This window comes from Spirochaeta dissipatitropha, from assembly GCF_054657935.1.
Window position 1 is genome coordinate 36504 of record NZ_BAAHXT010000002.1, and the last position, 12524, is coordinate 49027.

General features: G+C 49.4%; 11 protein-coding genes. 10 read left to right on the plus strand and 1 reads right to left on the minus strand.

The features are described from left to right. Positions 1-35 precede the first annotated feature (35 nt). Entirely contained in the window at positions 36-3116 is a 3081-nt protein-coding gene (locus ACYQ2L_RS02115) for an efflux RND transporter permease subunit (protein ID WP_460050553.1), read from the plus strand. A gap of 46 nt (positions 3117-3162) precedes the next feature. Further along, entirely contained in the window at positions 3163-4653 is a 1491-nt protein-coding gene (locus ACYQ2L_RS02120) for a TolC family protein (RefSeq protein WP_460050555.1), read from the plus strand. 24 nt (positions 4654-4677) lie between these two features. Here the strand turns inward: ACYQ2L_RS02120 and ACYQ2L_RS02125 are convergent, their stop codons facing one another. Continuing rightward, on the minus strand, positions 4678-5778 hold the full coding sequence (locus ACYQ2L_RS02125) for a GGDEF domain-containing protein (protein WP_460050557.1): 1101 nt from the start codon (positions 5776-5778) through the stop codon (positions 4678-4680). A 217-nt stretch (positions 5779-5995) separates the two neighbouring features. On the opposite strand from ACYQ2L_RS02125, the gene ACYQ2L_RS02130 reads away from it, so the two are divergent. The 8 genes from ACYQ2L_RS02130 to ACYQ2L_RS02165 all read left to right on the plus strand — a co-directional run bounded on the left by ACYQ2L_RS02130 (position 5996) and on the right by ACYQ2L_RS02165 (position 12519). After that, positions 5996-6625 carry a TetR/AcrR family transcriptional regulator gene (locus ACYQ2L_RS02130; protein WP_460050559.1) on the plus strand — a complete coding sequence of 210 codons (630 nt, stop codon included), beginning with the start codon at positions 5996-5998 and terminating at the stop codon, positions 6623-6625. Beyond that, positions 6622-7476: an ABC transporter ATP-binding protein gene (locus ACYQ2L_RS02135; protein ID WP_460050561.1), complete on the plus strand. Its 855-nt coding sequence runs from the start codon at positions 6622-6624 to the stop codon at positions 7474-7476. Before ACYQ2L_RS02130 ends, ACYQ2L_RS02135 begins: the two co-directional genes overlap by 4 nt. A 2-nt stretch (positions 7477-7478) precedes the next feature. Further along, positions 7479-8513, plus strand: a complete 1035-nt coding sequence (locus ACYQ2L_RS02140; RefSeq protein ID WP_460050564.1) for an ABC transporter permease — start codon at positions 7479-7481, stop codon at positions 8511-8513. Between the two features lie 15 nt (positions 8514-8528). Then, positions 8529-9521 (plus strand): ABC transporter permease, encoded by a 993-nt coding sequence (locus ACYQ2L_RS02145; protein WP_460050566.1) that lies wholly within the window; start codon positions 8529-8531, stop codon positions 9519-9521. Positions 9522-9546: 25 nt separating this feature from the next. Then, entirely contained in the window at positions 9547-9753 is a 207-nt protein-coding gene (locus ACYQ2L_RS02150) for a hypothetical protein (protein ID WP_460050568.1), read from the plus strand. A gap of 108 nt (positions 9754-9861) precedes the next feature. Continuing rightward, a complete protein-coding gene (locus ACYQ2L_RS02155; protein WP_460050570.1) occupies positions 9862-10257 on the plus strand; it encodes a YlbF/YmcA family competence regulator in 396 nt (131 codons plus the stop codon). Between the two features lie 21 nt (positions 10258-10278). Beyond that, positions 10279-10710, plus strand: a complete 432-nt coding sequence (locus ACYQ2L_RS02160; RefSeq protein ID WP_460050572.1) for a YlbF/YmcA family competence regulator — start codon at positions 10279-10281, stop codon at positions 10708-10710. A gap of 84 nt (positions 10711-10794) precedes the next feature. Further along, positions 10795-12519 (plus strand): Na/Pi cotransporter family protein, encoded by a 1725-nt coding sequence (locus ACYQ2L_RS02165; RefSeq protein ID WP_460050574.1) that lies wholly within the window; start codon positions 10795-10797, stop codon positions 12517-12519. The last annotated feature ends 5 nt before the right edge of the window (positions 12520-12524 follow it).

The following is a 12524-nucleotide window of genomic DNA, read 5'->3' on the forward strand; positions in this document are numbered from 1 at the left end:
GACCTCCGTTAACGCGGATCAGAGGAGCATGCAGCATGAGTTTTGGCGATTTTTCAGTCCGCAATCCGGTTCTGGTGAATATTCTGAGTGTACTTATTCTGATAGTCGGGGTATTCAGTATCGTACGGCTACCGCAGGAGCAGTTCAGTGAGGTGCCGTTTTTCTTTATAAATATTACTGTGCCGTATCCCGGTGTCAGTGCTGAGGATATCGAGGCTTCAGTAACCAACAGGGTCGAGACAGCCATGCAGGGCCTTGATCGTCTGTCCAGAGTAAGCTCTTTGACCAGTGATGGCGTGACCAACATTCAACTTGAATTTGATCAAGGCATCAATCGCCGTGAGTTTGACCGGAATTTTCAGGAAGTGCAGAACCGCTATAATGCTCTGTCCCTCCCTGATGGAGTTGCTTCTGCCAGTATTACCGAGTTCAGCTCGAACGATTTTCTGCCTGTCATAGAGGTGGTACTGTTTGGGGATCGTCCGTATGAAGATCTGAACAGAACTGCCCGCCGCCTTGCTGACCGCATTGAGGGTGTCAGGGAGGTCAGTGGTGTAAGCATAGTCGGTGCCAGAGATCCCCTGATCCTCGTGGAGCCAAGTCAACAGCGTCTCGAAAGTCTGGGGATCAGTCTCGAGCAGATAGTACAGGCAATTCAGGCTCGCAATGTCACAGTACCTGGCGGAAGTCTTATTACCCCCTCCCGCAGCCTTCTGCTGAGAACCGTCGGTGATGTCAGTGCAGCCCGGGATCTGGAAAGCATTATCCTCCGCAGCGGAGCTGATGGTCAGGTCGTTCGTCTTGGTAATGTTGCAAGGATCAGCGAAACCTTTGATCAGGAAGGACTTGCAGCCCGATATAACGGGGAGGATGCGATCAGCCTCCGGGTTGCAAAAATCCCTGGCGGCAGCAGCACAGGAATTATCTCGGATGTCAGGGCCCTTGTTGCCGGCTTCGAAGCCCAGGGTTTTGCTCCTGGCATTCAGATTGAGTTCTTCAATGATTCGACTGTTCAGATACGTGATAGCATAGATGTGTTGGTCAGCAATGCCATTTTCGGGCTGATTCTACTGGTCGCTATTCTTCTGGTTTTCGTAGGCATACGTAATGCCCTTATGGCTGCAATAGGCATACCGGTAACCTTTGCCGTAACGTTTATAGTGCTGGAGTTTATGGGTGAGACCCTGAACAGCAACACCCTTTTCGGTCTGGTTCTGGTCCTCGGTCTTATTGTCGACCATGCAATTGTTATTGTAGAAAACAGCTTCCGCCTGCAGCAGCAGGGACTCAGCCGTCATGAAGCAGCAATCAAAGGTGTTAACCAGGTTGTAGTGCCGGTCTGGGCAGCAACGGCAACCACCGTTGCTGCATTTCTGCCGCTTATTTTTCTACCCGGCATTATAGGGCGCTTTCTGAGGGTTGTGCCTTTGACAGTCAGCATAGCCTTGATTGCCAGTACCTTCGAGGCCACAGCTTTCCTCCCCAGCCATTTTGCTGACTGGCCCGGAAAAACCCGCCGCCGACGCTTTGATCTCTGGTTCGAAAGGACCCAGGATGCCTTCACCCGATTGCTTGAAAAAATTTATGCAAAACGCAAACGCAGCCTTGTACTTGTTGCACTGATCATGATCAGCAGCTTCAGTCTTGTGGCTTTCATACCGCAGAATCTCTTCGATGCCGAGGATTTCAGTGTATTTTTTATAGATATACAGATGCCACCCGGCACACCGGTAGAGCAGACTGACCGGATCATACGGGAATTTGAGCGCGCCCTCGAGCCAATGCTGGGGCAGGGTGAGGTCAAGGCCATTAATGCCTATGTCGGTTTTTCGGCCGGCAGCAGTGAAAACGTCACAAATCCGACTGTCGGTCAGATTCTGGTTGATCTTTTCGAATTGCAGGAAGGCCGCAGCCGCCCCGTCCCTGCGGTTCTCGCTGAAGCCGAGCGCCGGACAGTTGGCATTGCTGGACCCGAACAGGTCCGCTACCGGACCCAGCAGACCGGCCCTCCCGTGGATCCTCCCCTGAGTTTCAGGCTATTTGGAAACTCCTTTGATCAGTTAGAGGAAGCCGCTGCGGCAATCAGGCTTGAGCTGCAGAACACTGAAGGCGTTTTCGACATCCGTGACAACTCTCAGCTCTCCAGCCCTGAACTCAGGATTATTGTCGATGATTTCCAGGCCAGTCGCTTCGGTTTAAGCCGTTTTCAGATCGGTCAGTTTATCCGTTCAGCCTTTGACGGCGTTAATGTCGGCACAGTTTTCATAGATAACGAAGAAATAGGCATCCGGGTTCGCTATGAACTGCCTGATGAAATGAGCTATGACCGCTTCACTCAACTTCGTATTCCTACACCCGATGGCCGCAGTATTCCCTTCGAGGCCGTCGCCCGGATCGAGGACACCCAGGCGCTCAGTTCTATTCGGCGTCTGGACGGCCGTCGCGAGGTCACAATTGAGGCTGAGGTTGCAGAGGGAACGGATCTCGGTGCAGTTAACCGCCGTGTTGAACAGATGTTCAACGGAGAACTGTCATCCAGGGTTCCAGATATTCAGCTCAATGTTGGCGGACAGTTCGCTGAATTCGGTAATCTGCTCATAGATATACTGCGGGTATTTCTGATAGGCATTTTTTTGATCTATCTGATCCTGGCAGCCCAGTTCAAGAGCTATACACAGCCAGTACTTATTATGTTCAGTGTCCCCTTTGCCTTCGTAGGGGTTATACTCTTTCTCTTTCTGACCGGCACCCCGCTCTCGACAACCGTAATCTATGCCGGTGTTGCCCTGGCAGGCATCGCGGTCAATGACAGTATTGTCCTGATAAGCTTTATAAACGAGGAGCGTCGCGACGGCATGGGAATCAGCGATGCCGTCATCAAAGGGGCTGCTGCACGCCTGCGTCCTATTCTGCTTACCAGTCTCACGACTATCGCCGGACTTCTGCCTGTAGCCCTCGGAATCGGTGGTCGCAGTGTGGTCTGGAGTCCTATGGCCGGGACCATAGTTTTCGGCTTGATTTTCTCAACGGTCACCGCTCTCATTATTATTCCCTGTGTGTACGGTCTGTTTTACGATTCACCGCGCAGGGCACGAAAGGAAATTTCCCATGTATAATCCAGCGTACAAACAGATTTCGTTAAAAGATTGGTGTGTATTATGCATGTTATGTGCCTCGGCATTGCTGCCGTTTACCGCCTTTGCGGACACGGCAGCCCCTGGATCGAACCGGCCTGCAGGCGAAGTTCTGACTCTGCAGCAGCTCGTTGAAGTCGTTCTGGAAGGTAGTGCTGATCTTCGGCTGGCATATCTGGCACGTGAGGAAGCCCGTTATGGCTGGCAGGCAGCCCGGGCTGGTGCCGGGCTGCAGATTGAGCTTGATGCCGACCTGGTCGCTTATGACTCGCGACGAGTAGAGACTGGTGCCCCAGCTGCGGTTGGGCTACCTGCACTGAATGTTGAAACCCTGTTCAGTGAACCTCGCATTCGTGCATCATTGGCGCTCCCGGCCGACGGTCGTTTGAACATAGAACTGTCGGGGCGCTTCGAACGCAGCAGCTCTGTCGCCTACGAAAGTGAGGATGATCCCGACATAAGCTATAGTCTGAAACCGTCCTTGAATATGCAGTACAGCCAGCCGGTGTTTGCCGGCGGCCGCCTGCTTGACTTTCGAAGCACCGAAGCCCGTGATCAGCTCGCGGCTTCGGGATACTCAGCGGCAGCATTTTCTGCAGATAATCTGCAAAATCAGCTGACTATGGCTGCAGTTGAGCTCTATGGCGCAATTCATAGTCTGAGGCAGTCCCGTACAGTTTTGCAGCGTAGATTCGAACTTGAGCGCAGTCGGGTTGAACAGGCCGAAACGGACCTGGCTGCCGGGGCAATCAGCGAGCAGCAGTTCCTTCAGCTTCGCGTGAACCTGAACCGCATTCGCGAAAATATTCTGAATGTCGAGGAAAATCAGCAGCTCGTGCAGCGCCGTATTCGTGATATCAGCGGTGGCCTGGATATTTCAGCCTATCGTACAGAAAATTTCAATGCAGGAACCTTAATGTCTCTTGTATCACTGTCAGGTACCCGGAATTCTCCGCTGTCTGTACAGCGTGCTGAAAGGGCACTGGATGAAGCCAGATGGCAACAAATTACTTCGGCACTTGGAAGAGCTTCCCGCTTGACCGTATTCGGCCGGTTACAGCCTCGTTATCCCATTGAACGGGAAAATCCGGAGGACATAGCATCGTCTGTCAGCGATTTGTTTGATTCTGCTGGCTTTGACTGGACCCTGGGTATTGGTTTGAAGATACCGTTATTTGATAGCGGTAGTAAAGCTGCTGCATCGGCTGCTGAAGAGCTGGCAATTGAACAGAGAGTAATCAGTCTTCAGCAGGCAGTATCGGATAGTGCTGAAGATGTACGTAATCTCGGCGAGCGGATTCGCGTTATTTCCGAAAGACTGGAGCTGCTCGAGCTGGAGATTACATTGAACAGGCAGGCATATGCAGAAGCGGCCCTGCGTTTTGAATCCGGTATCGGAACTGAACAGCAATTGACCAGGCTTGAGCTCGATTTGATTCAATCGGAAAATAATCACATACAGGCTGAACATGAACTGGCTCTCGCATGGCTGGAGCTACAGCTTGTATATGGGGAATAGTCGGAGGAGCCTGCAAAAGGCTGGTCAGTCAGCAATCATGTTCTGTTCGGGTAGGTATGTACAAACGCGATCACGACCTTGTGCTTTCGCCTGATAAAGAGCTGCATCAGCCCGTTTGATGAGCTCGTCCGAATCTATCTCTCCGGGCAGGAACTCTGCTATACCAATACTTACAGTTATTGAGAAGCTGCCCCCCTTACCGTCATCAAACTCTACTGCGCGTATGCGCTCACGCAGCCGTTCAGCAGGTATGGCTGCGTGAGCGCAGTTTGTCTCGGGCAGCAATACAATAAACTCTTCTCCACCGTAACGGCCAATAACATCAGTATCACGGAACAGTCCCGGTTCACGAAGTAATTCTCCGAAGGTTCTGAGTACTGTGTCTCCCATTAAATGACCGTAGCTGTCATTGATCCGCTTGAAATGATCAATATCCAGCATCATACAGGCGAAATTACCAAGGTGCTCTTCCAGGCTTCCACTGGTTCTGTGGTCAAATTCAGTTTGGGTATCTATTCTGGATTCATCAGTGAGAGGCTCAATCTGATTCTTCAGTCTCCAGCGGCAACGGAGTGCACGCCTACGCTCGGCCTCAAATGATTCAAGCAGAGCGCGGCGGTTGAGAAGGCTCGTCAGAAAATCGACCCTGCTGATTTCATTCAGCTTACGGTTCAGTTCTTCGATTTCGAGTTTTTGTCTTTTCAGGATATTGCTGTCAACAATATCTGTGAATGAGTCCTTAATGTAGAAATTCAGGCGCTGACTCATGGTTCTCAGTTCTTTGATGCAGTCGATCACTGTCCAGAGGTTTGCGACTGATGTTTCGGATTCGCAGTTAAGGTAAAAATATCGGGCGACGCTCTTCGGGCTGTCGTCCTGCAGAAGCCTGGTAATGTCTTGATCATCAAGCAGGATCAGTAGATCGCCATTCTCAAGTCTTTTTCGGTTTTGTTCGGATAGAGCCTCGTAGGTGCTCATATCCAGTAGTGCAAAACTCCGCTCACTGCAATGTGGTCTGAATTCGGCAAAATAGGACGATATGGTTTCTACTTGATAATCAGGATTGGACATAATCAAGGAAGAGATACATGTACTGTCTGTTCCGAGCAGGATTTTCTGCGGCATAACACAAGCATTCTGTCCAGTTTTGCTGAAAAAGTCAATTTTTAAATTCTACATGGGTGATTTCTTCTGGAATATGTCGCTTTTTTTTATAAATTCTGTGCTTTTTTTTATACAAACACTTGCACTTCATTGGAAACGGGATTATTGTGACCATAGGGTCATGTGACTGTATAGTCATATGACTAATGAGTCATGTATTGTGAATGGAGGCCGATGAATGCCCAAGGAAACGTATTTCAATCTGCCGGTTGAGAAGAAATCCCTTATTCTGGATGCGGCGATCGCTGAATTCGAGCAGTATCATTATGATCAGGCCAGCATCAATCGCATTGTTGAGGCAGCGGGCATACCAAAGGGCAGCTTCTATCAGTACTTCAGCGGCAAGAAGGATATCTACAAGTATCTGCTGTCATTGATAGTGGAAGCCAAAATGCAGTATCTGACACCAGTCATGCAGAATCCTTTTGAGCATCCGATATTCGATGTCCTTCGGGACATGTATGCTTCAGGACTGCGCTTTGCTAAAGATCATCCTCATTATATGCGCATCGGAAATCGTTTTATCCAGGATAAAACCCATCATATCTATAAAGAAGTAATGGCGGATAATCAGCGCACTGCAGAGTCAGTGTATGAAATGCTGCTGCAGAAGGCAGTAGAGCGTGGAGAAATCAGGAAAGATCTGGATGTGCCGTATACAGCCCATCTCCTGTTTTCGCTCAGTAATAATCTCGTTGAATACAATGCGGATCTGGATCAGGAAGACTGGCTTGACCGCATGTTTGAATCCCTGGAAAAGCTTCTGGATGTCCTGTTTTATGGGCTCCGGAACAAGGAGGAACAGTGATAACTGTAAAGAATCTGAGTCATTCGTATACTCACAACAGTGTATACGCAGTCAAGAATGTCAGTTTTGAGGTAGCCAAGGGAGAGGTCTTCGGGTTTCTCGGGCCCTCGGGAGCCGGTAAATCTACAACACAGGGTATACTGACTGGTTTGCTTCCACTGCAGGAAGGTGAGGTCAGTGTTGCAGGCTATGATATGCACAAGCCGAACCGTAAGATGTTCAACAAGATTGGAGTATCATTCGAACAGTCAAATGTGTATGGAAAACTAACTGCCCGTGAAAACCTGAATTTCTTCGCGAAACTGTTTGATGTACCCACCATGAATCCATCCGAGCTGCTGGAAATGGTCGGTCTGGATAAAGTCGCAGACAAGAAAGCCGAGACCTTCTCGAAGGGAATGAAGCACCGTTTGACCTTTGTCCGCAGTATGCTGAACAGACCGGAAATCTGGTTTCTGGATGAACCGACTACCGGGCTTGATCCCGCCATCGGCAGCCAGATCAAGGATGTTATCCGGCAGGAAAACCAGAAAGGAGCAACCGTCTTTCTGACCACTCACAACATGCAGGTTGCTGACGAACTATGTGACCGGGTTGCTTTTATTATTGATGGAGAGATCCGGCTGATCGATTCCCCCCGCAATCTGAAGCTGCGGTTCGGGGAAAAACTGGTGGTGGTAGATTATGTACACAAGGGACAGCGTGTCACAGAACAATTTTCCCTGCTTATTCCCGAAGACAAGGCAAAACTGAATGATATTATCCTGAATGGACAGATAGAAATGATGCATACCCGGGAAGCTACCCTTGAGGAAATATTTATAAAAGTCACGGGCAGGGGGCTCGAATAATCATGAGAAAACTCTGGATAACCTTTTTGAAGGATATGAAGCTGTCGTTCAACGGGCTCTATTTCTATATAGAAGCCGGAATGATGGTGGTATTTATTCTGATAATGCTGTTTGTCGTGCCGGAGACCTTTGATCACAGCCAGAACTATCATGTGTATCTGAGAGGCGGACCTGCAGAGCAGCAGCTTATGGCTGAGATGCTTGATGGTATAGACGGTTCTGTTCAGCGTCATGAATCACGTAAATCCCTGGAAGATGCAATGTCAAGAGATCGTTCGTCGATAGGTGTTGAACTCTCTATCGGTCAGGAAGGTCTGGACTACGAATTTGTTCTACAGGGCTACGAGAGTGAACGCATGAAGAGCCTGCTGCAGAACATGATCGAAGGTGAGCTTCTGGCTCAGTTCAGCGGTGCGGCAGCCGTGGAGCAGCGGGTGCTTGAACCGGATAGTGAACGCCTCAGCGATCGGCAGCATGTTCTGCCTGTATACCTGACCATGAATGTCGGGCTTATGGGACTCTTTATAATTGCAGCCTATATTTTCCTTGATAAGGATGAGGGAGTAATCAAGGCGTATGCAGTAGCGCCGGTACAGATATGGCAGTATCTGGCAAGCAAGCTCATGATAATGACTGTTATCGGGCTGGGAACTTCACTGCTAACTGTTCTCGCAATCGTGGGAATGCAGGTTAATTATCCCTTGCTGATCCTGGCTGTGTTTGCCTTCAATCTGTTCGGATCAAGCGTGGGTCTGTTCATCTCCAGCTTCTTTGACAGCATGGTAAAGGCAATGGGGGCCTTATATCTGGCGGTCATGATTATGATGATTGCCTCGATCTCATATTTTATGCCTTCTTTTAATCCACTATGGATGCAGTTTATGCCTTCGTATCCAATGCTGTTCAGCTTCAGGGAATTGCTGCTTGCTAATGGCGATGTTGCCTATGTGCTGAGGAACAGCCTTATGTTTCTGCTTTTGTCAGCTGTTTTTTTCAGCATGGCGACTGCCCGATTCAAGAAAACCCTGACGGTATAGGGAGGGGGAACTGTTATGAAACGAATTTTGGCAATAGTTGGCCGGGATGTACGTAGTGGACTACGCGATTGGTTGATCGTGTATCTGAGTATTGCTCCATTTCTGATTGCATTTATTCTCCGGGCCTTGATTCCTGGAGTAGGTGACTCACTGGTAAATGTGGTACTGCTGGAAGATGATCCCTTGCGGCCTCGTCTTGAACGCATTGCACAGGTAGAGACGGTAGCCACTCTGGAAAAGATGGAAGAAAGAGTTCTCCGCATGGATGATATATACGGAGTGCTAAGTACTGATTCAGGATTCGAACTGATTCGTCAGGGAAATGAGATCGGTGCGGGGCATGAGATGCTGGAGGTTCTTCTGACCAGATTATCTCGACCGGATGCAGAATTGCCGGTGGCGATAAGTTTCTCGGATATAGGCTGGGAGATATCTCCGCTCAAACTGCATGGCGGGAATCTTCTGCTGCTCATGACCACCGTTTTCGGGGGCATGTTCATTGTGCTGAATCTGGTGGATGAGAAGATGCACAATACCCTGAAAGCCCTGAATGTCTCCCCGCTAACCCGCCTTGAGCTGGTAGCGGGCAAAGGTATACTCGGATTTATACTGCCGGTAATCGGCTGTCTGGGATCAGTGTGGATACTCGGATTTGATGGAGTGCATTATGGGATGCTCTTGTTGAGCATACTGAGCATAGCCTGTATTTCAGTGATTATCGGCTTCAGTGTTGGTGTGGTCAGTGATGAGCCAATTACAGCAGTGGCCAGTATGAAGATTATCTTTCTGCCGGTTCTACTTTCGGTTTTCGGTGCAATGTATCTTCCCGGGAACCTGCTGTGGCTTCTGTACTGGTCTCCATTTTACTGGGCTTTCGAAAGCGTACGTGCAATTCTGCTTCAGGAGGCTCAATGGTTGGAGGTAATCCGGAACACAGCAATTATTACCGGGATTACCGCAATTACATTTATAGTGCTGAAAAAACGTATCAGAAACGGTCTGAACTGAGCGTTAAAAAATCAAGGAGGTTTGTATGAACGGATTGGCATTACTTGGAATTCTACTTCTGGCTTATGCAGCAGCTATCGTTGCGATTACGGTGAAAAAACCGGAGAAAATCTGGCAAATGCCCAAGATCAGGTTGTTTGTGAAGCTGCTTGGGGAAACAGGTACGGTGGCATTCTTCTACATTTTTGCGGCTGTTGCAGCCGCCGCTGGAGTCTGGCTGCTCACGATGTAGAATTGTCTGCATGACTCCGGAATCACATTACAGGCGCCGGTGGTATGCCGGCGCCACTCTTGATTACAAGGCTCAGTATATGCATTATTATATGCATCAGGAGTTTGTATGACAGAGACTATTTATACCGCTTGTCTTGCTTCAGCAGAAAAGATGGCGGAAACGATAAAAGCTGGAAGCACATATGCTGACTTTCAGCAGCAGATAGAAGTCCTTAGATCCGATGAAACCGCACTCACCATACTGCAGGAATTCCAGAATGAACAGCAGGCTCTGCGACATGCCCAGCAATATGGGGATGTAAGTCAGGATGCAATCCAGAATCTTCAGGACAAGGAACGCGCAATGCAGGAGAATGAAATTCTGAGTGCGTTTTTTGCTGCTCAACAGAGATTTGTGGATCAGTTAGCCGAAATCAATGCCTCACTGAGCGCACATCTCGGCTTCGATTTTTCTTCCATGGCCAAGCCGGCTGGTGGATGCGGCTGCGGCGGCAGCTGCTGAACGGAACAAGGATATATTATTATGATTGATGCTCAGATACAGGATGCCCTTCAACAGTTCGTGGGTGATCTCCGGGAAACCGATGCCATGCAGGAATTTATCAATGCTCAGACCGATTATGCAAACAATACGGATCTGAGAACACTGCGGGATTCGTACACAGAGATGGTACAGGATTTCCACAGGAAGCAGTCCGAGGGTACACACAGCCAGCAGGATATCGATGACATTCGGGCAATACAGATGGAACTGCAGGATCATCCAGTGACGCAAAAGGTATATATGACACAGGAAAATCTTCAGGGACTGCTCCGCGGCTGCAACCAACGCATAAGTACCCGTCTCGGACTTGATTTTGCACAGATCGCCGGGAGTGTTGGCGGTTGCGGGGGCGGGAGCTGCGGTGAGGGCGATTGCTCAAGCGGTGACTGTTCAAGCGGCAGCTGCTGCTGATTCTTCGACTTGTTTTCAGTGTGAAACGCTTGTAAAAAGCCTGCTGTTCCGGCACAATCAAGCCCGAAAAGGGGACATATATATATGCTGCAATTGATTGTGTCGGTGGGCGGAAGTCTCGGACTTTTCCTGTTTGGTATGCGTGTGATGAGCGACGGCATCCAGAAGGCTGCCGGGGACAAGCTACAGGCGATCCTTCAGTTTATGACCGGCAATCGTTTCACAGCCGTTGGTACCGGGTTCCTTATTACAGTCCTGGTACAATCAAGTTCTGCGTCTACAGTTATGGTTGTCGGATTCGTCAACGCGCATCTGTTGACCCTTGCACAAGCCATTGGGGTAATCCTTGGAGCCAACATTGGCACTACCGTAACCGGCTGGATAGTTGCTGTGTTCGGCTTTTCATTCAATATTTCATCAGCAAGTTTCCCGGCTCTCGCTATAGGTTCTTTTCTGCTTTTCTATAAACGTCTGAATAAGACTGCCTGGGGTGAAGCCCTGATAGGTTTCGGAATCCTCTTTCTCGGACTCATGTTTCTCAAGGATTCAGTTCCGGATATTTCCGAGAATACGGCAGTGCTGGAGTTTATCAGCGGTTTTACCGGGTATGGCGTTTTCTCATTGCTGCTGTTTATTGTCGTCGGGGCCCTGTTAACGGTTGTTCTTCAGTCCTCTTCGGCGGCGGTGGCAGTTACTCTGACTATGGCTTTCGCAGGCTGGGTGGATTACCCGACCGCGGCTGCAATAATCCTTGGTGAGAATATCGGAACAACATTTACCGCTTTCCTGGCATCCATCGGCACCGATGTAAATGCGCGACGTGCATCCAGGGCTCATACCCTCTTCAATGTTGTTGGTGTGCTGTGGATGCTGGTAGTATTCGTGCCCTTCCTGCATCTGGTAGATTTTATTATTCCCGGTGAGATGCTCGGGAACGTCGACATCCAACAAATGCGACTGTATCTACCGGCACATCTGGCAGCATTTCATACCTTGTTTAATGTGCTGAATACGATGCTGTTTATAAGCTGGGTGCCAGCCTTTGCACGCCTGGTTGAAAGGTTTGTCCCTGATCATAGAGATGCTGCAGAACCTGATTACTCGCTCGCATATCTTGTTCCCCATGTTGCGAAAAATCCCGAATTGTATCTGCTGCAGATCAAGGATGAAGTCGGAAAGATGGCCGGGGTAGTGCTGAAGATGTACGGAAAGATAATGTACCTGATAGACAACCCCGATTCTGTATTGGGAGCTGAAGTCCAGGAGCTCAAACGCCTTGAGGACCTGACAGACCTCATGGAAGAGGAGATATCAACGGTTCTGGGTGCTGCTTCCAGTGAAGCCCTCAACCAGAGTGGGGTTGCACAGATCAATACCATGATGAGAGTGGTGAATGAGCTTGAGCGGATGGCTGACAGCTGTTTCAATCTTACCTTGATTCTTGAGCGGCGGCATCTCAAAAACTATGAGTTTTCAGAAGACGCTAAATCTGATCTGCACGGTTATGCACTGCAGGTACAGAGTTTTGTCGACTACATTCATGCTCATTTACTGCGTAGACTTAATGCCGAGCAGTTGGAAAAGGCCCGCGAACTCGAACAGAAGATTGACTCCAGCCGCGATCTGCTGAAAAAGGCCGCCAGAAAGAGAATCAAGAAACGCAGTACCAGTATCAAAACCGAGCTGCTGTATATCGATCTTCTGAATCAGATCGAACACATCGGGGACTTTGCTCTCAATATTGCCCGCTGCCAGAGGGAACTACCCAAGGGCTCTGACCGTTTGCTCGAAATTGCAGCCAAGGCATAGGCGGG

Coding starts and splice junctions, on each gene's coding strand:
- ACYQ2L_RS02140 (WP_460050564.1), top strand. CDS start 7,479: ATGAGAAAACTCTGGATAACCTTTTTGAAGGATATGAAGCTGTCGTTC.
- ACYQ2L_RS02150 (WP_460050568.1), top strand. CDS start 9,547: ATGAACGGATTGGCATTACTTGGAATTCTACTTCTGGCTTATGCAGCA.
- ACYQ2L_RS02145 (WP_460050566.1), top strand. CDS start 8,529: ATGAAACGAATTTTGGCAATAGTTGGCCGGGATGTACGTAGTGGACTA.
- ACYQ2L_RS02160 (WP_460050572.1), top strand. CDS start 10,279: ATGATTGATGCTCAGATACAGGATGCCCTTCAACAGTTCGTGGGTGAT.
- ACYQ2L_RS02130 (WP_460050559.1), top strand. CDS start 5,996: ATGCCCAAGGAAACGTATTTCAATCTGCCGGTTGAGAAGAAATCCCTT.
- ACYQ2L_RS02120 (WP_460050555.1), top strand. CDS start 3,163: ATGTTATGTGCCTCGGCATTGCTGCCGTTTACCGCCTTTGCGGACACG.
- ACYQ2L_RS02115 (WP_460050553.1), top strand. CDS start 36: ATGAGTTTTGGCGATTTTTCAGTCCGCAATCCGGTTCTGGTGAATATT.
- ACYQ2L_RS02165 (WP_460050574.1), top strand. CDS start 10,795: ATGCTGCAATTGATTGTGTCGGTGGGCGGAAGTCTCGGACTTTTCCTG.
- ACYQ2L_RS02155 (WP_460050570.1), top strand. CDS start 9,862: ATGACAGAGACTATTTATACCGCTTGTCTTGCTTCAGCAGAAAAGATG.
- ACYQ2L_RS02125 (WP_460050557.1), bottom strand. CDS start 5,778: ATGCCGCAGAAAATCCTGCTCGGAACAGACAGTACATGTATCTCTTCC.